At 65.8% G+C, this 20,513-nt stretch carries 19 protein-coding genes; 17 read left to right on the forward strand and 2 right to left on the reverse strand.

Features of this window, described 5'->3' with window-relative positions:
• The first annotated feature begins 7 nt into the window (after window positions 1–7).
• The 17 genes from JYA52_RS09715 (at window position 8) to JYA52_RS09795 (ending at window position 19,530) form a co-directional block, all read left to right on the forward strand.
• On the forward strand, window positions 8–784 hold the full coding sequence (locus JYA52_RS09715) for a trans-aconitate 2-methyltransferase (RefSeq protein WP_205652975.1): 777 nt from the start codon (window positions 8–10) through the stop codon (window positions 782–784).
• Between the two features lie 130 nt (window positions 785–914).
• Window positions 915–2,705: an ABC transporter ATP-binding protein gene (locus JYA52_RS09720; protein ID WP_372433783.1), complete on the forward strand. Its 1,791-nt coding sequence runs from the start codon at window positions 915–917 to the stop codon at window positions 2,703–2,705.
• Window positions 2,706–2,811: 106 nt separating this feature from the next.
• Window positions 2,812–4,596, forward strand: coding sequence for an ABC transporter ATP-binding protein (locus tag JYA52_RS09725; RefSeq protein WP_205653000.1), 1,785 nt, complete (start codon window positions 2,812–2,814; stop codon window positions 4,594–4,596).
• The gene (locus JYA52_RS09730) at window positions 4,593–4,973 is read left to right on the forward strand and encodes a GntR family transcriptional regulator (protein WP_205652976.1); all 381 of its coding nucleotides are present in this window, start codon (window positions 4,593–4,595) and stop codon (window positions 4,971–4,973) included. The genes JYA52_RS09725 and JYA52_RS09730 overlap by 4 nt, the downstream gene beginning before the upstream one ends.
• Before the next feature lie 44 nt (window positions 4,974–5,017).
• Window positions 5,018–7,945 carry an excinuclease ABC subunit UvrA gene (gene uvrA / locus JYA52_RS09735; RefSeq protein WP_205652977.1) on the forward strand — a complete coding sequence of 976 codons (2,928 nt, stop codon included), beginning with the start codon at window positions 5,018–5,020 and terminating at the stop codon, window positions 7,943–7,945.
• A gap of 131 nt (window positions 7,946–8,076) precedes the next feature.
• Window positions 8,077–8,793: an HAD hydrolase-like protein gene (locus JYA52_RS09740; protein ID WP_205652978.1), complete on the forward strand. Its 717-nt coding sequence runs from the start codon at window positions 8,077–8,079 to the stop codon at window positions 8,791–8,793.
• Entirely contained in the window at window positions 8,780–9,448 is a 669-nt protein-coding gene (locus JYA52_RS09745) for a lysophospholipid acyltransferase family protein (RefSeq protein ID WP_205652979.1), read from the forward strand. Before JYA52_RS09740 ends, JYA52_RS09745 begins: the two co-directional genes overlap by 14 nt.
• A 41-nt stretch (window positions 9,449–9,489) precedes the next feature.
• A complete protein-coding gene (gene uvrC, locus JYA52_RS09750) occupies window positions 9,490–11,505 on the forward strand; it encodes an excinuclease ABC subunit UvrC (protein WP_205652980.1) in 2,016 nt (671 codons plus the stop codon).
• A 100-nt stretch (window positions 11,506–11,605) separates the two neighbouring features.
• Window positions 11,606–12,529 carry an RNase adapter RapZ gene (gene rapZ, locus JYA52_RS09755; protein WP_205652981.1) on the forward strand — a complete coding sequence of 308 codons (924 nt, stop codon included), beginning with the start codon at window positions 11,606–11,608 and terminating at the stop codon, window positions 12,527–12,529.
• On the forward strand, window positions 12,529–13,542 hold the full coding sequence (locus tag JYA52_RS09760; protein ID WP_205652982.1) for a gluconeogenesis factor YvcK family protein: 1,014 nt from the start codon (window positions 12,529–12,531) through the stop codon (window positions 13,540–13,542). Before rapZ ends, JYA52_RS09760 begins: the two co-directional genes overlap by 1 nt.
• A gap of 9 nt (window positions 13,543–13,551) precedes the next feature.
• Window positions 13,552–14,532 (forward strand): DNA-binding protein WhiA, encoded by a 981-nt coding sequence (gene whiA, locus JYA52_RS09765; protein WP_205652983.1) that lies wholly within the window; start codon window positions 13,552–13,554, stop codon window positions 14,530–14,532.
• Between the two features lie 168 nt (window positions 14,533–14,700).
• Entirely contained in the window at window positions 14,701–15,324 is a 624-nt protein-coding gene (locus JYA52_RS09770) for a superoxide dismutase (RefSeq protein ID WP_205652984.1), read from the forward strand.
• Between the two features lie 268 nt (window positions 15,325–15,592).
• Window positions 15,593–16,603, forward strand: a complete 1,011-nt coding sequence (gene gap, locus JYA52_RS09775) for a type I glyceraldehyde-3-phosphate dehydrogenase (RefSeq protein WP_205652985.1) — start codon at window positions 15,593–15,595, stop codon at window positions 16,601–16,603.
• A 10-nt stretch (window positions 16,604–16,613) separates the two neighbouring features.
• Window positions 16,614–17,840 carry a phosphoglycerate kinase gene (locus JYA52_RS09780; RefSeq protein WP_205652986.1) on the forward strand — a complete coding sequence of 409 codons (1,227 nt, stop codon included), beginning with the start codon at window positions 16,614–16,616 and terminating at the stop codon, window positions 17,838–17,840.
• A gap of 99 nt (window positions 17,841–17,939) precedes the next feature.
• Window positions 17,940–18,755: a triose-phosphate isomerase gene (gene tpiA / locus JYA52_RS09785; RefSeq protein WP_205652987.1), complete on the forward strand. Its 816-nt coding sequence runs from the start codon at window positions 17,940–17,942 to the stop codon at window positions 18,753–18,755.
• A 49-nt stretch (window positions 18,756–18,804) separates the two neighbouring features.
• The gene (gene secG / locus JYA52_RS09790; RefSeq protein WP_205652988.1) at window positions 18,805–19,062 is read left to right on the forward strand and encodes a preprotein translocase subunit SecG; all 258 of its coding nucleotides are present in this window, start codon (window positions 18,805–18,807) and stop codon (window positions 19,060–19,062) included.
• An 84-nt stretch (window positions 19,063–19,146) separates the two neighbouring features.
• The gene (locus JYA52_RS09795) at window positions 19,147–19,530 is read left to right on the forward strand and encodes an RNA polymerase-binding protein RbpA (protein ID WP_205653001.1); all 384 of its coding nucleotides are present in this window, start codon (window positions 19,147–19,149) and stop codon (window positions 19,528–19,530) included.
• Here the strand turns inward: JYA52_RS09795 and pgl are convergent.
• A complete protein-coding gene (gene pgl, locus JYA52_RS09800; protein WP_205652989.1) occupies window positions 19,501–20,319 on the reverse strand; it encodes a 6-phosphogluconolactonase in 819 nt (272 codons plus the stop codon). The genes JYA52_RS09795 and pgl overlap by 30 nt on opposite strands.
• The coding region (locus tag JYA52_RS09805) for an OpcA/G6PD domain-containing protein (RefSeq protein WP_205652990.1) at window positions 20,309–20,513 on the reverse strand (205 nt) is incomplete at its 5' end. The genes JYA52_RS09805 and pgl, both read right to left, overlap by 11 nt.

The following is a 20,513-nucleotide window of genomic DNA, read 5'->3' on the forward strand; positions in this document are numbered from 1 at the left end:
AGGCGATGTGCACTGGGATCCCGCGAAGTACGGCCAATTCGGCGACCACCGGCAGCGGCCGTTCTTTGACCTGACCGGCCGGATCGACGCGGCTGCGCCGCGTGAGGTGGTCGATTTGGGGTGCGGCCCGGGCAACCTCACCGCCACGCTCGCGGAGCGCTGGCCGGGGGCCCGGGTGGTGGGCGTTGATTCTTCGCCGGAAATGCTGTCCAAAGCCGAAGCGCATGCGGAGCCGGCGGCGGATCTGGAGTTCCGGCTCGGGGATATCGCCGCGTGGTCGCCGTCCCCGGAAACCGACGTGGTGGTGAGCAACGCGGCGCTGCAATGGGTCCCGGAGCATCTTGAACTGCTCCCGGGGTGGCTGGCGGCGCTCCGCCCCGGGGCGTGGTTCGCCCTCCAGGTGCCCGGCAACTTCGGTTCCCCGTCCCACTCCCTGCTGCGGGAGCTCGCCGAATCCCCGGCGTGGGCCGCCAGGCTCGACGGCGTGCTCCGGCATGATGACGCCGTCGCCGAACCGGCACGCTACCTTGACATCATGCTGCGAGCCGGCTGCGCGGCGGATGCCTGGGAGACCACCTACCTGCAGGTGCTTCCCGGCGACAACGCGGTCTACGAATGGGTGCGGGGAACGGCCCTGCGGCCCGTCCTGGCAGCCTTGTCGCGCGAGGACGCGGCAGAATTCGAACGGGGCTACGCGCAGCGCCTCGCAGAGGCCTACCCGTCCACGGAGTACGGCACCGTCTACCCGTTCCGCCGGATCTTCGCGGTGGGCCGGAAACTGTAGGGCCGTACCCGGTCCAGGCGCGTCCTATGCAGCAGGCAAGGGGAACTGTGAGGTAGCTTACAAGGACGAAGCCATTAGGGGGCCGGTCAGTGAGGCTCCTGTTCTGCCCTAGCTATGTGGAGGAGGCCCGGTGCTCATTGGCCTCATGCGCCGCCTTCTGTCGGAACACCGTGCCGCGGTGTGGGCCCTCATTGTGCTGCAGATGCTCCAAACGGCCGGCAACCTGCTGTTGCCCACACTGAACGCCAGCATCATCGACGACGGCATCCTGCCCGGCCGTCAGGACGTGATCCTGCGGCTCGGCGGCTGGATGGCAGCGATCTCCGTTGTCCAGGTCGCTGCCGCGCTGGGGGCCGGATACCTTGGGGCAGGAGTGGCCATGAAGATCGGCCACCGGCTCCGGCGCGACCTGTTCGCCAAGGTCCAGGAGATGTCTTCCCAGGAGGTCAGTGCCTTCGGCGCGCCGAGCCTCGTGACCCGGGCCACCAATGATGTGCAGCAAATCCAGACCTTCGCCGTCCTGGTCTTTACGATGCTGGCCGCCGCACCGGTCATGGGCATCGGGGGCATCATCCTGGCGGTCCAGCAGGACGCGGCCCTGTCCGTCGTCGTGATTGCCATCGTTCCCCTGCTGGTCCTGATCATGACTGTCATCGTGCGGCGCCTGATTCCGCTGTACCGGCAGGGGCAGGCGCTGATAGACGGCGTTACCCGGATCCTGCGGGAACAGATCATCGGCGCCAGCGTCATCCGCGCGTTCGTGCGGCAGGGCCACGAGGCGGCGCGCTTTGCCGAGGCGAACCGGCAGCTGACGGGCAACAACCTGCAGTCGGCACTGCTCGTCGCCGGCATGCTGCCCATGATCATGATCGTGGTGAACCTCTCCTCTGTGGCCGTGGTCTGGTTCGGCGGGCATCTCATTCAGGCCGGCAGCATGCAGGTAGGGGCGCTGACTGCCTTCATCGCCTACATCCTGCAGATCCTGCTGGCCATCATGATGGCCATGTACGTGTTCATGACCGCCCCCCGGGCGGCTGTCTGCGCAGAACGCGTTCAGGGGGTCCTGGATGTGGTGCCGGCCGTTGCCGGCATGGAAACTGCCGACGAAGCACCCGCCGCCGGGTCGGCAGCGGGAACGCCAAACGCCGGCACTCCGGCCGCGGGTGCTCCGGCTTCGGGAGCAAGAGTGGAGTTCCGGGACGTCGTTTTCGCCTATCCGGGCGCGGAAACCCCGGTACTTGGCGGCATCTCCTTCACCGCCCGCGCGGGATCCACGACAGCAATCATCGGCTCCACTGGCAGCGGAAAATCCACACTGCTGAATTTGCTGCCACGTTTCCTGGACGCCGTCGGCGGCGAGATCAGCCTGGACGGACGGGACATCCGCAGCTTCGGGCTGGATGACCTCCGGGGCCGGATGGCCGTGGTCCCACAGCAGGCGTACCTCTTCTCCGGCACCGTGGCCGGAAACCTGCGGATGGCCGCGCCCGCGGCCACGGACGGGGACCTGTGGCAGGCGCTCCGCCGTTCGCAGGCGGACGACTTCGTCCGCAGGCTGCCGAACGGCCTGAACGCCGCCGTGGGCCAGGGCGGTGCCGGACTTTCGGGGGGCCAGCGGCAGCGGCTCTGCATTGCGCGCGCCATTCTCCGCAAAGCGCAGGTCTTCCTGTTTGACGACAGTTATTCCGCCCTGGACTACGCAACGGAGGCGAGCGTCCGGCAGGCACTGGTCCCGGTCCTGGAGACCGCCACAGTGATCGTGGTAGCCGAGCGGATCGCCAGCATCATGGATGCCGACCAGATCCTCGTCCTCAACGACGGCCGCCTCGAGGCGCAGGGAACGCACGCGCACCTGCTCCGGACCTCCCGGACCTACCGAGAGATAGCCGAGTCCCAGCTCGCCATGAACGGGCTGCCATGAGAGGCGTGCTGCAGTGAGGGGTGCACACGCCGCCGCGCGGCCGGGCGGAGCCTTCCGGGCGGCCGCGGCCCGGCTCATCGGACTCCTGGCCCCGTCCAGGGGGCGGATGCTCATCGCCGTGGCGGCCACCTGCGGGTTCGCGGCACTCAACGTCACCGCCCCGAAACTCCTTGGGGATGCCACGGACGTGGTGGTGGAGGCGTTCGTCGGCGGTGACTTTGACGAGGGCAGGCTGGCGCGGCTGCTGCTGGTGGTGGCGCTGATGTACATAGGGACTTCGCTGTTCAACTGGCTGCAGGGGGTGCTCACCGCCAACGCCGTGCAGGAACTCGTTTTTGAGCTGCGTGCTGCTGTCGAAGACAAGCTGCACCGGCTGCCGTCGTCGCACTTCCAGGAGCAGACGCGCGGTGACGTGCTCAGCCGGGCAACCAACGACGTCGACAATATCTCCCAGTCCCTGAACCAGCTGCTGACGCAGGTGATCATGGCTGTCCTGATGCTCTGCGGTTCGCTGGCCATGATGCTGTGGATCTCGCCGCTGCTGGCCGCCATAGCCCTTGTCTCGGTTCCCGTTTCCACCCTCATTACCGTTTTGATTGCCCGGAAGTCCCAGGCCTACTTCGCCGAGCAGTGGGCTTCAACGGGAGCGCTGAACGCGCACATCGAGGAATACGTGACGGGGCACGAGGTCATCAAGGCCTTCGGACAGCAGGACGCTGTCTCGCAGATTTTCGCCAGCGGAAACGACCGGCTGGCCCGTACCTCTGCCAGGGCGCAGTACATGTCGGGCGCCGTGCAGCCCCTGATGGTGTTCATCGCCAACCTCAACTACGTGGCCGTGGCCGTGGTGGGCGCCCTGCAGGTCGCGGCGGGGGCCATGACCATCGGCGGCGTCCAGGCGTTCATCCAGTTCAGCAGGCTCTTTACCCAACCGATGGGACAGATCGGCGGAATGCTCACGCTGATGCAGTCGTGCGCCGCGTCCGCGGAGCGGGTGTTCTCCCTCCTGGATTCGGAGGAGATCGCTGATGCCGCCGCCGCGGCCGGGAAGCAAAGCCTCAGCGGGCGGATCGAGTTCGAGAACGTGACATTCGGCTACGTCCCCGGGGTTCCCGCCGTCAGCGGATTGACCTTCTCCGTCCTGCCAGGGCAGACGGTGGCAATCGTGGGCCACACGGGCGCCGGCAAAACCACTGTGGTCAACCTGCTGATGCGCTTCTATGAGATCGATTCCGGCCGCATCACCTTCGGCGGCACCGACATCGCTGACGTGCCGCTCGACTCCCTGCGCTCGCATTTCGGCGTGGTCCTGCAGGATGTCTGGCTTTTCAGCGGAACGATCCGGGAAAACATCGAGTACGGACGGCCGGGGGCAAGCGGCGCGGACATTGTGGCCGCAGCCGAGGCAACCCACGTCGCCCCCTTCCTCCGCGCGTTGCCGGGCGGCTACTCCACCCGGCTCGGCAACGACGGTGATTCGCTGAGCCAGGGGCAGCGGCAGCTGATCACCATAGCCCGGGCCGAACTGGCCGGGCGCAGCGTTCTCATCCTGGACGAAGCCACCAGCTCCGTGGACACGCGGACAGAGGTGCAGATCCGGCTGGCCATGAAGAGGTTGCGCCGGGGCAGGACCAGCTTCGTCATTGCCCACAGGTTGTCCACGATCCGCGACGCTGATCTAATCTTGGTCATGGACCACGGACGCATTGTTGAACAGGGAACCCACCAGAGCCTGCTGTCCGGAGACGGATATTACACGCGGCTCTACAACGCCCAGTTCCGCGGACTCGACAGGGCCGCCGCCGCGGCGCAGGACACCGGTACGCATGGCAAGGCCGTCCAAAACACTCCCGGCCGGGCAAACGGCAGCGCGGGAGAGCCGGCCCTGTGAGCACCGGCCAGCCCTTCCCCGGACAGTGGAAACCCAACCACGGCAGCTCCGTGGCCCTCTACGAGCAGCTCCGGCTTCACGTCATCGAGCAGGCGGACCAGGGCAAGATCGCCCCCGGGACCCGGCTGCCCGCAGTCAGGAACCTTGCCGAGGTTCTCGGTGTGGCTCCCCATACGGTCGCACGGGCCTATAAGGAACTTGAAGCTGCCGGCGTGGTGGCCACGAAGGGCCGGAACGGGACCGTCGTGTGCGCCCGGGATGAACGCTGGGGAGCGCTTTCGGCGGCCGCCGCGGAATTCGCCGCCGCGGCAAAGTCGCAGGGCGCCACGTTCGCGGAGGCTGTGCACCTGCTGGCGGCGGCCTACGACGCGGAATAGCGGGGGCGTGGATATTCGAAGAAGTTTTCGATTAGCATTGGATGGTGCCTAAAGCCGTAGCTGAAGAAACAGCCGTAGATGCCCACTCCGCCGTCGTGCCCCTGACCTCTGCGAAGCCGGTGCGCCCGGACCTGTCCCGCCTGATCGTCAAGGGCGCCCGAGAGCACAACCTCCGCAACGTGGACCTAGATCTTCCGCGCGATGCCATGATCGTCTTCACCGGGCTGTCCGGATCAGGGAAGTCGTCCCTCGCCTTCGACACGATCTTCGCCGAGGGCCAGCGCCGCTACGTCGAATCCCTCTCTGCCTACGCCCGGCAGTTCCTGGGCCAGGTGGACAAGCCCGACGTCGACTTCATCGAAGGCCTTTCGCCCGCGGTCTCGATCGACCAGAAGTCCACGAGCAAGAACCCCCGCTCCACTGTCGGTACCATCACCGAGATCTACGACTACATGCGCCTCCTTTGGGCGCGGGTGGGCCGTCCGTACTGCCCGGTCTGCGGCGAGCCCGTCATCAAGCAGACGCCGCAGCAGATCGTGGACCAGCTGCTGGAGCTGGAAGGGGGCACGCGGTTCCAGGTGCTCGCGCCCGTGGTCCGCGGCCGCAAGGGCGAGTTCGTTGACCTCTTCAAGGAACTGACCGCAAAGGGCTACTCGCGTGCCCGCGTGGACGGCGAGCTCATCCAGCTCAGCGATCCGCCCAAGCTCGGCAAGCAGTTCAAGCACACCATCGAAGTGGTGGTAGACCGCCTAGTGGTTAAGGAAGGCATCAGCCAGCGGCTGACCGATTCGATCGAAACGGCCCTCGGACTGGCCGAAGGCCGTGTGCTGGCCGAATTCGTGGACCTCGAGGCCGATTCGCCCGACCGGCTGCGGGCGTTCTCCGAGAACCTTGCCTGCCCGAACGAGCACCCGCTGGCCATCGATGAAATCGAGCCCCGGTCATTCTCGTTCAACAACCCGTTCGGCGCCTGCTCGGCCTGCAGCGGCATCGGAACGCGCCTCGAAGTCGATGAGGACCTGATCGTCCCCAACCCCGAGCTGTCCCTGGCAGAGGGTGCCATCGCGCCCTGGTCGCTCGGCACCGCCACCACGGAATATTGGAACCGGCTGCTGGACGGGCTCGCCAAGGAGGTGGGCTTCTCCATGGACACGCCATGGGAGAAGCTGCCGGCTGACGTGCGCCAGACCGTTCTGCACGGCAAAGACCACAAGGTTGTGGTCCAGTACCGCAACAGGTTTGGCCGGGAGCGCAAATACAGCACAGGGTTCGAAGGCGCCATCCAGTATGTGCACCGCAAGCACGGCGAGACGGACTCGGACTGGGCCCGCGACCGCTACGAGGAATACATGCGGCAGGTTCCCTGCCCTGCGTGCAACGGTGCCAGGCTCAACCCGGCGTCGCTGTCGGTCCTGATCAACGGCAAATCGATTGCCGAGGTAGCTGCGCTGCCCATGCGGGAGTGCGCCGCATTCCTCAACAACCTGGTGCTGACCGGACGTGAAGCGCAGATCGCCCACCAGGTCCTGAAGGAGATCCAGGCCCGGCTGACCTTCCTGCTCGACGTCGGCCTGGAATACCTGAACCTCGAACGCCCGTCCGCAACACTTTCCGGCGGCGAGGCCCAGCGGATCCGGCTTGCCACGCAGATCGGTTCCGGCCTGGTCGGTGTGCTGTATGTGTTGGACGAGCCCTCCATCGGGCTGCACCAGCGGGACAACCGCCGGCTGATCGAAACCCTCACCAGGCTCCGGGACATGGGCAACACGCTCATCGTTGTGGAGCACGATGAAGACACGATCCATGAAGCCGACTGGATCGTGGACATTGGACCGGGGGCGGGGGAACACGGCGGGCAGGTGGTCCACTCGGGCTCCTACGCATCCCTGCTCGAAAACAATGCGTCCCTTACCGGTGACTACCTCTCCGGGCGCAAGAAGATCGACGTCCCCAAGAAGCGGCGGAAGTACGACAAAAAACGCGAAATCAAGGTCGTCGGGGCCAGGGAAAACAACCTGATCAACGTCGACGCCGCCTTTCCGCTGGGCCTGTTCACGGCCGTCACCGGGGTCAGCGGCTCGGGCAAGTCCACCCTCGTCAACGAGATCCTCTACAAAGTGCTGGCCAACAAGCTCAACGGCGCCAAGCAGGTCGCCGGCCGGCACCGCACGGTGCAGGGGCTGGAGCACCTCGACAAGGTGGTCCATGTGGACCAGAGCCCGATCGGCCGCACGCCGCGCTCCAACCCGGCCACCTACACAGGTGTCTTCGACAACATCCGCAAACTGTTTGCCGAGACCACCGAAGCCAAGGTCCGCGGCTACCTGCCCGGGCGGTTCTCCTTCAACGTCAAGGGCGGCAGGTGCGAGGCCTGTTCCGGTGACGGCACCCTGAAGATCGAGATGAACTTCCTGCCGGACGTCTACGTCCCGTGCGAGGTCTGCCATGGTGCCCGGTACAACCGCGAGACGCTCGAGGTGCACTACAAGGGCAAGACCATTGCGGACGTGCTGAACATGCCCATCGAGGAGGGCGCCGAGTTCTTCGCCGCCTTCTCGCCGATTGCGCGCCACCTGAACACGCTGGTGGACGTCGGCCTGGGGTACGTGCGCCTGGGCCAGCCTGCCACCACGCTCTCCGGCGGCGAAGCCCAGCGCGTCAAGCTGGCTGCCGAACTCCAAAAGCGTTCGAACGGCCGCAGCATTTATGTTCTGGACGAGCCCACCACGGGCCTGCACTTCGAGGACATCCGGAAGCTGCTGCTCGTGCTCCAGGGTTTGGTGGACAAGGGCAACACCGTCATTACTATCGAGCACAACCTCGATGTCATCAAGAGCGCGGACTGGATCGTGGATCTCGGACCGGACGGCGGCTCGGGGGGAGGCCGGATCGTGGCGTCGGGTACGCCCGAGCAGCTGGCCAAATCGAAGGAGAGCCACACCGCGACCTTCCTGGCCGAGATTCTCGGCTAGGACGGCAGCCCCCGGGCCTGCACCGGCACCGGGGCTCGTGGGGGCCATGAACGGACACATGCCGTGCCGGGAAGTATTCCCGGCACGGCATGTGAATTTGTGCAGGGGTGCTCTCGTGAGAAACTAAGCCGGTGACTTCAACAACAGTGCCCGTGATCTTCGACCTGGACGGCACTCTTGTCGATCCGGCCGGCGGCATAACAGACGGAATTGCCGCGGCTCTCACTGAATTCGGGATCCCCGTCCCGAGCCAGGATCTCCTGGACGCGATGGTCGGGCCAAAGCTGAGTGACTCACTGCTGACCATCGCGGGAGTTCCGCCAGCCATGCTGAAGAACGTCATCCGCAGCTACCGGATGCGCTACCTGGACACAGGCATCTCGCAAAGCCGCCTCTACCCGGGAATCGCAGAGCTTCTGGAAAGCTACGCGGCAGCAGGGCGCCCCGTGGCGGTGGCAACCCAAAAGCCGGAGAACCTCGCGCACGTGGTCCTGGAACACCACAAGATTGCCCGCCGGTTCGCGGCGATCCACGGATCCGCTGTGGACGAAACCGCCGCAGCGGCCGGCCCCATCGGCAAGACCGGGATCATCGCCGCCGCCATGGCAGAGCTCCGCACGCAGCACGCCATCATGGTGGGCGACCGTGCGCAGGACGTGGCAGGTGCCCTCGCCAACGGCATCGACTGCATCGGTGTCAGCTGGGGGTTCGCCCCCGACGGCGAACTTGAGGCAGCAGGGGCTGTGGCCGTGGTCCATGACGCCCCGAGCCTCCGCAACGCCATCGAGGAGCTGGAATCTGTCCGGGCCGCGGCTTTGAGCGAGGTGCGCAACGATGGAGCTCTTTGACGGCATCAGGTGGACCACCCGCGGGCTGATCTCGGGCACCTGCCGGCCCACTGTGACCGGCCTGGAGAACGTGCCGAAGGACGGGCCCTTCATCGTGGCACCCAACCACCTTTCCTTTCTGGACAGCGTGATCGTGCAGGCGCTGATGCCGCGCCCCGTGGCCTTCTTCGCCAAGGCCGAATATTTCACGACGAAGGGCGTCAAGGGGCGCCTGATGAAGTCCTTCTTCCAGGCTGTCGGCTCGATTCCCGTGGAGCGCGGCGAGCAGGCCGCGAGCGTGCAGGCCCTGCGGACCCTCCTGGACATCCTGGAGGACGGCAGAGGCATCGGCATCTACCCCGAGGGCACCCGCTCACGCGACGGCATCCTCTACCGTGGCCGGACCGGGGTGGGCTGGCTTGCCCTCACCACAGGAGCACCCGTCATCCCCGTTGGCCTCATCGGCACGGAGAAGCTGCAGCCCGCGGGCCGCAATGCCGTGAAGCCCCAGCATTTCATCATGAAGGTCGGCGAGCCGCTGTACTTCGAGAAGACCGGGCCGGACCACTCCCTGCCGGCGCGCCGGCAGGTAACCGACCGCATCATGGACGCCATCGCGGAGCTCAGTGGGCAGGAACGCTCCACGGGCTATAACCAGAGCAAGGCCATCGAGTAGGGACGGCCAGCAGGCGTCCGCAGGCTCAGTAGACTGGAAGCGTGGCAGATCCAGCAAGTTACCGACCCCAGACGGGTGAAATTCCAACCAATCCGGGCGTATACAGGTTCCGGGATCCCCACGGCAGGGTCATCTACGTCGGCAAGGCAAAGAACCTCCGCTCTCGCCTGAACTCGTACTTCGCCAATCCCGCGGGCCTCCTGCCAAAGACGCACGCGATGGTCCACGCCGCAAGCAGCGTTGAGTGGACCGTCGTCGGAAGCGAACTGGAATCGCTGCAGCTGGAATACACCTGGATCAAGGAATTCAAGCCGCGATTCAACGTTGTCTTCCGGGACGACAAGACGTACCCGTACCTTGCCGTCACCATGGGGGAGAAGCTGCCCCGCGTGCAGGTGATGCGCGGAGAGCGGCGGAAGGGAACCCGCTACTTCGGTCCCTATACGGCCGGTGCGATCAGGGAAACCATGGACACCCTGCTGCGTGTGTTCCCGGTGCGCAGCTGCAGCGCCGGTGTCCTCAAGCGCGCCCAAGCCAGTGGCCGGCCGTGCCTGCTCGGCTACATCGACAAGTGCTCGGCGCCCTGCGTCGGCCGAGTCACCCCTGAGGAGCACCGGGCCCTGGCCGAAGACTTCTGTGCCTTCATGGGCGGCGAAGCCAAGCGCTTTATCGCGCGGCTGGAAAAGGACATGGCTGCCGCCGTCGCTGAGCTGGACTATGAGCGGGCCGCCAGGATCCGCGACGACATCGCGGCCCTCCGCAAGGTCTTCGAGCGGAACGCCGTGGTGCTGGCCGAAGACACCGACGCCGATGTTTTCGCACTCCATGAGGACGAACTCGAAGCTGCAGTCCAGGTGTTCCACGTCCGCGGGGGCAGGGTCAGGGGCCAGCGCGGCTGGGTGGTCGAAAAGGTGGAGGACTCCACCACCCCGGACCTCGTGGAACACCTGCTGCAGCAGGTCTACGGCGAGGACGCCGAAGTCCAGGGGAGGCTTCCCCGCGAGGTGCTGGTCCCCGTGGAGCCAAGCAATGCCGCGGAGCTGGCGGTGTGGCTGGGCGGCCTGCGGGGCGCCAAGGTGGATATCCGGGTGCCGCAGCGCGGCGACAAGGCCGCCCTGATGTCCACCGTCCGGGAGAACGCGGAACACGCCCTGAGGCTGCACAAGACCAGGCGGGCCGGTGACCTCACGGTGCGGTCGCAGGCACTGCAGGAACTCCAGGAGGCCCTTGAGCTGCCCGTGCCGCTGTTGCGGATCGAGTGCTACGACGTGTCGCATGTCCAGGGAACCAACGTGGTCGCATCAATGGTGGTGGTGGAGGACGGCCTGCCCAAGAAATCCGATTACCGGAAGTTCTCCATCACCGGGGCGGCGGCGACCGATGACACCGCCGCCATGCACGACGTCCTGACCCGGCGCTTCCGGCACTACCTGCTGGACAAGACAGCGCAGGTGGACGCGTCCGACGTCGGGATCGCGGCGCCGGCTCCTGCCGGCGGCAATGGAGGGGCACTGGCGGACACCACCACCGCGGCGCCGCGGGCCAAGTTTGCCTATCCTCCCAACCTTGTGGTGGTTGACGGCGGAAAACCGCAGGTCAACGCCGCCGCGCGTGCCCTGGCCGGACTCGGTGTGGACGACGTCTACGTGGTGGGGCTGGCCAAGCGGCTGGAGGAGGTGTGGCTGCCGGACAGTGACTTCCCGGTCATCCTGCCCCGCTCCTCGCAGGGCCTGTACATGCTGCAGCGCATCCGCGACGAGGCGCACCGCTTTGCCATCTCGTTCCACCGGCAGAAGCGCGGAAAGGCGATGACGGTTTCTGCCCTTGACGGCGTCCCCGGCCTCGGCGATTCCAAGCGCAAGGCGCTGCTTGCCCACTTCGGGTCCGTGCGGAAGATCAAGGCGGCAACTGCTGAGGAGCTCACGGCAGCCAAGGGCATCGGCCCAGCCCTCGCGGCGGCCATTGTCACCCATTTCAGTGCCAACGGCGCGGGGGCCGAGTCCGTGGATGCCGTTCCGGCCATCAATATGACCACGGGCGAAGTGCTGGAAACTTAGCCCGCGTCCTGATTCTTAGCTAGGGTAAGTACGGAAATCTTGCCGCGCGCACTTCTGTGCACGCACACGGCAAGCTAGAGCAGAAATGGGGCTGGAATTAATGGCAGAGCCGACGGCAGGAACCGGCGTCGATGAGGAAGGCCTCACGCCAGTGAAGCCGGTCGAGGCGGAACTGCTCGTGGTCACGGGCATGTCCGGAGCCGGCCGCAGCACGGCATCCGACGCGCTGGAGGACCACGGCTGGTACGTCGTCGAAAACCTGCCGCCGCAGATGCTGGGCACCCTGGCGGAACTGGTGTCGCACGCCCCCCAGACGATCCCCAGGCTCGCCGTCGTGGTGGACGTTCGGAGCAAGGCGCTGTTCGCCGACATCCGCGCCGCCCTCCACGCCCTGGCGGCCAGCGGTGTCACCTTCCGGGTGCTGTTCCTTGACGCGAGCGACGACGTCCTTGTCCGCCGCTTCGAGCAGGGCAGGCGTCCGCACCCGCTGCAGGGTGGCGGCAGGATCCTTGACGGCATTGCCGCCGAACGCGAGCTCCTGAAGGAGCTGCGGGATTCCTCCGACCTGGTGCTGGACACGTCCGCGTTCAACGTCCACGGCCTGGCCACCGCCATCACCGAGCTCTTCTCCGAGACCGGCCCGGTGGCACTGCGCCTGAACATCATGAGTTTCGGCTTCAAATATGGATTGCCTGTCGACGCGAACTACGTTGCGGACGTCCGGTTCATTCCCAACCCCCACTGGGTGCCCAAACTGAGGCCGCACACCGGCCTCGACCAGGACGTCAGCGACTACGTCCTCGAGGCCGAGGGCGTCCCGACGTTCGTGGAACGCTACGTCATGGCCCTCGAGCCTGTCCTCGACGGGTACCGCCGCGAAAACAAGCACTATGCCACCATCGCCGTGGGATGCACCGGCGGGAAGCACCGGTCGGTGGCAGTCGCCGTCGAGCTTTCCAAGAAGCTGGCGCAATATCCGCGCGTAACGGTGACCACCACCCACCGGGACCTGGGCCGCGAATAATGGGCGTGCTGACCGGCCCGCTGCCCCTCATCCCACCGTCAGGCCTGGCGGGCTCGCAGCAGGCCAAGGGCCCCTCCGTGGTGGCCCTTGGCGGAGGCCACGGCCTCGCGGCATCCCTCTCGGCGTTGCGGCTGCTGACCTCCGAACTGACGGCGGTGGTCACCGTGGCGGACGACGGCGGATCCTCCGGCCGCCTCCGCGAAGAGTACGGCGTCCTGCCGCCGGGCGATCTCCGCATGGCACTGTCGGCACTCTGTGACGACACCGACTGGGGGCGCACGTGGCGCGATGTCATGCAGCACCGCTTCCGCTCGGGGCCCGGCGGCGGTTCCCTGGACGACCACGCCATGGGCAATCTGCTGATCGTCACCCTGTGGGAGCTGCTTGGCGACGCCGTGGCCGGGTTGAAGTGGGCGGGGGCACTGCTTGGGGCCCGCGGCCAGGTCCTGCCCATGTCCACGGTGCCGCTCACCATTGAGGGCGACGTGCGCGTTACCGCACCGGACGGCAGCAGCACCCTCACCACCATCAGGGGCCAGGCGCGCTGCGCGGTGGCCGGTTCGCTCGAAAGCGTCCGACTCATGCCCGAGGATGCGCCGGCCTGCGTTGAAGCCCTGACGGCGATCGAACTTGCCGACTGGGTGATCCTGGGCCCTGGATCCTGGTACACCTCGGTCCTCCCGCACCTGCTGTTGCCGGAGATGAGGCAGGCGCTGTGCGACACGCCGGCCAAACGCTGCCTCACCATGAACCTGGCCATGGACACGAAGGAAACCTCCGGGATGTCCGCCGCCGACCACCTGCACGTGCTGCGCAGTTACGCACCGGACTTCAGCGCCGACGTCGTGCTGGCCGACCCCGCGTCCGTTTCAGACGTGAAGGAGTTTGAGCGGGCCGCCGGGATGATCGGAGCCGAGGTCGTCTTGGGTAAAGTAGGGGCTTCGGGTCGGCGTCCCGTCCACGACCCCCTGCGGCTGGCAACGGCCTACCAGGATATTTTCGGGAACAGTTAGGAAGGTGCCATGGCACTGACAGCATCAGTCAAGGAAGAACTGTCCCGCCTGGACATTAAGAAGTCCTCGGTACGAAAGGCCGAAGTCTCGGCCATGCTCCGCTTCGCCGGAGGGCTCCACATCATTTCCGGCCGGATCGTCATCGAAGCCGAGGTGGACCTGGCATCGACGGCGAGGCGCCTGCGGGCGGCCATCGCAGAGGTGTACGGGCACCAGAGCGAAATCATCGTGGTCTCCGGCAGCGGGCTGCGGCGCGGCAGCCGCTACGTGGTGCGGGTGGTCCGTGACGGCGAGGCACTGGCTCGCCAGACCGGCCTCCTGGATGCCCGGGGGCGCCCGGTGCGGGGCCTTCCGTCGGTGGTGGTCAACGGGTCCGCCGCCGACGCCGAGGCCGTGTGGCGCGGCGCCTTCCTCGCCCACGGGTCGCTCACCGAGCCGGGCCGGTCGTCGTCGATGGAAGTCACCTGCCCCGGCCCGGAGTCGGCACTGGCCCTCGTCGGGGCCGCCCGCCGGCTTGGAATCCAGGCCAAGGCGCGGGAGGTCAGGGGAGTGGACCGCGTGGTGATCCGTGACGGCGATACCATCGCCGCCCTGCTTACCAGGATGGGCGCGCACGACGCGCTCATGGTGTGGGAGGAACGGCGGATGCGCAAGGAAGTGCGGGCCACAGCCAACCGCCTCGCCAACTTTGACGACGCCAACCTCCGCCGCTCGGCCCAGGCCGCCGTGGCCGCCGGCGCACGGGTTGACCGCGCCCTGGAGATCCTGGGCGACGATGTCCCCGACCACCTGAAATACGCGGGGGAGCTCCGGGTAGCGCACAAGCAGGCCAGCCTCGACGAACTCGGCCGGCTTGCGGATCCGCCCATGACCAAGGACGCAATCGCCGGCCGGATCCGGCGCCTGCTCGCCATGGCGGACAAACGCGCGTCCGATCTCGGCATTCCGGGGACGGATGCCAATGTGACGCCGGAAATGCTGGACGAGTAACGGCGCCCCTAGAATCAAGACCAGATGGTGGACTTATCCGGCGGACCGCGAGTTACGGCTCGGAGGCAGCCAGATCCCGCCATTGAGATTTCCGGGTGATCCGTCATCCGGATGCACAATCCGAGAGTTAGCAAACCGGACAAACTGTCCACGACATTGGAGGATTTTGTGACCGAGTACGTTCTGCCCGAACTCAAGTACGACTACGCAGCGCTGGAGCCCCACATCTCCGCGAAGATCATGGAGCTGCACCACAGCAAGCACCATGCCGCCTACGTAGCGGGCGCCAACAACGCGCTGGCCCAGCTTGCGGAAGCCCGCGAGAAGGGCGACTTTGCCAACATCAACCGCCTTTCCAAGGACCTGGCCTTCCACACGGGCGGCCACATCAACCACTCCGTGTTCTGGAACAACCTCTCGCCGGACGGTGGCGATAAGCCGGAAGGCGAGCTGGCTGCCGCCATCGATGACGCTTTCGGCTCGTTCGACGCTTTCCGCGCCCAGTTCTCCGCAGCCGCACTTGGCCTGCAGGGTTCCGGCTGGGGCTTCCTGGCCTACGAGCCCATCGGCGGCAACCTCGTCATCGAACAGCTTTATGACCAGCAGGGCAACGTGGCACTCGGCACCACGCCGCTGCTCATGCTGGACATGTGGGAGCACGCCTTCTACCTCGACTACGTCAACGTCAAGGCTGACTACGTTAAGGCCTTCTGGAACATCGTGAACTGGGCCGACGTCGCGCAGCGCTTCGCCGCAGCACGTGCCAACGCCACCGGTTTGATCACGCTCTAATCGGTTGTGACCCGCGCAACATGCGCTGGTAACAAACTTCACATTAGGCCCGTTTAGGGCCGAATTATGGACGGTCCGCCCCCGCACTTGCGGGGGCGGACCTTCTTAAACGTAAGATGGATCACGGAAGGCGGTTAGCCTTCAGCAATGTGGCTGGTCGCCCTCCGATCTGGTAATCATCTCTGCCCAATGGCGTGCGGGATCTGTTAGTTGGCTTGAACGCCCTCTCAACTAGTTGTGCTTCACAAGCACCAAGGAGACTGAAAAAGTGACCACCCGTATTGGTATCAACGGCTTTGGCCGCATCGGCCGCAACTACTTCCGCGCAGCACTTGCGCAGGGCGCGGACCTCGAGATCGTTGCCGTCAACGACCTCACCAGCCCCGAGGCACTTGCCCACCTGCTGAAGTACGACTCCGTCGGCGGCCGCCTGAAGGAAACCGTTGAGGTCAAAGAAGGCAACCTGGTCGTCAACGGCAACGCCATCAAAGTCCTCGCCGAGCGGGATCCGGCCAATCTGCCCTGGGGCGAGCTCGGCGTGGACATCGTCATCGAGTCCACCGGCTTCTTCACCAAGGCCGCTGCTGCCAAGAAGCACATCGAAGCTGGCGCCAAGAAGGTCCTGATCTCCGCCCCGGCCTCCGACGAGGACATCACCATCGTGATGGGTGTGAACCACGAACTGTACGACCCCGCAGCTCACCACATCATCTCCAACGCGTCCTGCACCACCAACTGCCTCGGCCCCCTGGCCAAGGTCATCAACGACGAGTTCGGCATCGAGCGTGGCCTGATGACCACCGTCCACGCCTACACGGCTGACCAGAACCTGCAGGACGGCCCGCACAACGACCTCCGCCGTGCCCGCGCCGCCGCGATCAACATGGTTCCCACCTCCACCGGTGCAGCCAAGGCCATCGGGCTCGTCCTGCCGGAACTCAAGGGCAAGCTGGACGGCTACGCCATCCGCGTTCCGGTCCCCACCGGTTCCGCCACGGACCTCACCGTCACCGTCTCCCGCGAAACCACCGTCGAGGAAGTCAACGCCGCCCTGAAGAAGGCCGCCGAGTCCGACGAGCTCCAGGGAATCCTGAGCTACACCGACGCGCCCATCGTCTCCTCGGACATCGTGGGCGACCCCGCGTCGTCGATCTTCGACTCCGGACTGACCAAGGTCATTGGAAACCAGGTCAAGGTTGTTTCCTGGTATGACAACGAATGGGGCTACTCGAACCGACTCGTGGACCTCACGGAGCTCGTCGCCGCAAAGCTGGGCTAGGGTTAGCTACATGACATTTCACACCCTCAACGAACTGATCGCTGAAGGTGTCCGCGGGCGGTACATTCTGGTCAGAAGTGACCTGAATGTGCCGCTCGACGGCTCTACAGTGACTGACGACGGCCGCATCAAGGCCTCACTGCCAGTGCTGGGAAAGCTCACGGACGCCGGTGCCCGCGTGCTGGTAACAGCCCACCTGGGCCGCCCCAAGGGCGCCCCGGACGATAAGTACTCGCTCAAGCCCGCAGCCGACCGGCTGGCCGAGCTTGCGTCGTTCCCCGTCTCGCTCGCCGAGGACACGGTTGGACAGTCAGCGAAGGAGCTTGCGTCCTCGCTGCAGGACGGACAGGTCCTGGTCCTCGAAAACGTCCGCTTCGACGCCCGCGAAACCAGCAAGGACGACGCCGAGCGCGGCGCCTTTGCGGATGAGCTTGTGGCACTGACGGGCGACAACGGCGCCTTCGTGGATGACGCTTTCGGTGCAGTGCACCGCAAGCACGCCAGCGTCTACGACGTCGCCACGCGGCTTCCCTCGTACCAGGGCGACCTTGTCCACACGGAAGTGGAGGTGCTGCGCAAGCTCACGGCAGACACCCAGCGCCCCTACGTGGTGGTCCTCGGCGGTTCGAAGGTTTCCGACAAGCTCGCTGTCATCGACAACCTCATCGGTAAGGCTGACACCATCCTCGTCGGCGGCGGCATGCTGTTCACCTTCCTCGCGGCGGAGGGCCACCGCGTGGCCGGAAGCCTGCTGGAAGAGGACCAGATCCCCGTGGTCCAGGACTACCTCAAGCGCGCTGCCGATGCCGGCACCGAGTTTGTGGTGCCCACCGACGTTGTGGTTGCAGCGAAATTCGCCGCGGACGCAGACCATGAGACGGTCAGTGCAGATGCCATCGAAAGCAGCAGCTTCGGCGCCCAGGGCATAGGACTGGACATCGGACCGGACTCCGCAAAGGCCTTCGCCGAGCGGATTGGTGCTGCCAAGACAGTGTTCTGGAACGGCCCCATGGGTGTCTTCGAATTCGAAGCCTTCTCCGGCGGCACGCGCGCCATAGCGCAGGCACTGACCGAGACGGACGCGTTCACCGTCGTGGGCGGCGGCGACTCCGCCGCCGCAGTCCGGACCCTCGGCTTCGCTGACGACCAGTTCGGGCACATTTCCACTGGAGGCGGCGCCAGCCTGGAATACCTTGAAGGCAAGGAACTCCCGGGCCTGAGCGTTCTGGACCGCTAAACACTCCCAGCCGGCAGGGCGCCTGAACCGCAGGTATCGGGCGCCCTGCCAGCTGCTTCACATGATCAGCACATTTTGAGCCGCACTTTTGGAGAACACGTGACAACGTCAACTAACGGCACTTTTGACCGCACCCCCTTCATTGCGGGCAACTGGAAGATGAACATGGACCACGTCCAGGGCATCACCCTCCTGCAGAAGCTGGCCTGGACCCTGTCCGACGCCAAGCATGACTACAACCGGGTGGAAGTAGCCGTCTTCCCGCCTTTCACGGACCTTCGCGGCGTCCAGACGCTTGTCCAGGGCGATGAACTCGACGTCGCCTACGGCGCGCAGGACCTGTCCCAATTCGACTCCGGAGCCTACACCGGGGACATCTCGGGGCAGTTCCTGAACAAGCTCGGGTGCAAGTACGTCCTGGTGGGGCACAGCGAACGCCGCACCATCCACAACGAGTCTGACGACGTTCTCAACGCCAAGGTCAAGGCCGCCTTCCGCCACGGCGTCACTCCGGTGTTGTGCGTCGGAGAAGGCCTGGAGATCCGCCAGGCCGGCACCCATGTCCAGCACACGCTGGACCAGCTCCGCGCCAACGTTGAGGGTCTCGGGGCGGAGCAGGCCGCCGAGCTTGTGGTCGCTTACGAGCCTGTCTGGGCCATCGGCACGGGAGAAGTTGCCGGCCCCGAGGACGCCCAGGAAATGTGCGCCGCCATCCGGGCCGAGCTGACCGAACTGTTCGGTGCCGATGTCGCGGCCAAGGTGCGGCTGCTGTACGGCGGCTCCGTCAAGGCCAACAACGCCGCGGCCATCCTCAACGAGCGTGACGTTGACGGCGTGTTGGTGGGCGGCGCCAGCCTCGACCCGGCCGAGTTTGCTAATATTGTCAGGTTCGAGAGTCACCTGGTGACGGACTAGTCCGGACACAGGTCAATCTCCCGCATTTCCTATTTTCTGAAAGGCCGTCGTGGACGTTCTTCATGTCATTCTGCAGATCCTCTTGGGCGTCACCAGCCTCCTGCTGACTTTGCTCATCCTGCTCCATAAGGGACGTGGCGGCGGCCTGTCGGACATGTTCGGCGGCGGAATGAGTTCCGGTCTGAGCTCCTCTGGTGTCGCGGAAAAGAACCTGAACAGGTTCACCGTCATCCTGGGCATCACCTGGGGGGCCGTCATCATCGCCCTCGGCCTGCTGATGCGCTTCACCGGCACCGCTGACTCCTAACCACCTGACGCCACCGGGGACTCCGCACTAAACTGTGGCTGTTGAACCTTAACAGCCATGGTCCTTAGTAGTGAGGAGTTCCCGGTGGCGCATCCGTCTTCCGGCTTCCGGGGCACCCGCGTGGGTGTCACACACGGAACGGGACTGAAGAATCAGGGCGACGGTCCGCCCGGCGAGCAGTTGCCGCGTATTCGTGTCTCCTACTGGTGCATCCAGGGACACGAGACGCGGCCTGTTTTCGTTAAGCTGCCGGAAGACCAGATCCCCGAAGTCTGGGACTGCCGCCACTGCGGGAAGCCGGCCTCCCGGCATCCCGGTGCGGCCCTGGACCCGGTACCGGTTGATGACGCCGACGGCTACAAGAGCCATCTGGACTACGTTAAAGAAAGACGCTCCAGCCAGGACGCGGAAGACGTCCTGGCTGGAGCGCTGAGAAGGCTACGAGCCGGCAGGGGCCTTCCGGACTAGCTGCTCCGGCACCCGCGAGGCTGCATTCTCGTCAATCAGCCACAGCGTGCGTGAGCGGCCGGAGGGTCCCGCCGCCGGGACCTGGACAGGGTTGGCGCCTGCAAGGGCCAGCCCAACCGCTCCTGCCTTGTCCTCGCCGGCGACCACCATCCACACTTCTGCTGCGGTATTGATCGCGGGGAGCGTCAGGGAGATGCGTTGCGGCGGCGGCTTGGGGGAGTTGCGCACCCCCACGACCGTGAGCTGCTTCTCGCGGATGCCGCCCTGCTCAGGGAAGAGGGACGCGATGTGGGCGTCGGGCCCCACACCCAGCAGGACGACGTCGAAGCGGGGCAGTTTGCCCGGGTTCTCGGGCCTGTCATCCGACATGTCGGCCGCGTGTTCAGCCGCTGCTGCCTCGCCGAGCCGGCGGGCGTAGTCTTCGGCAGCGAGTTCCGGCGTCTCGAAGTCATCCGACGAGCCCGGCTCGTGGACACGCTCAGGATCAATGCTGATGTGCTGCAGCAGCGCCTCATGGGCCTGGAGCGTGTTGCGGTCTGGATCCTTGGCGCCGACGAAGCGCTCGTCACCCCACCAGAAGTTCACCTTGGTCCAGTCCACGGCAGGCGCTGCCGGTGAATCCGCCACGGCCTTCAGGGTGCCGATGCCCACGGTGCCTCCGGTAAGCACCACCGTTGCTTCACCGAATCTGTCCTGGACATCAACGAGCTTGGTGATCAGGCGAGCCGCGATGGCGGCCATGAGGACGGAAGAGTCTGGATGGATGCTTACTCTAGGGTCAGCGCTCACTGGGACGGACACTCCTTAGATTGGTACGTGGCAGTCCAATAGTAATCACTTCACCGAAGACTTCGTCGGGGTCGAGGCGGCGGAGTTCTTCGGCGAGGCAGTCGCGCAGGCTGCGTCGGGGGAGGGAGATGCGTTGGGCGGGCTGGCCGGGTTGGGTGAGTTCGGCGATGGAGAGTCCGGGGCGGAAGAGCTGG

Origin of the sequence: Arthrobacter pascens (assembly GCF_017052465.1) — a bacterium.
Lineage (GTDB): Bacteria > Actinomycetota > Actinomycetes > Actinomycetales > Micrococcaceae > Arthrobacter > Arthrobacter pascens.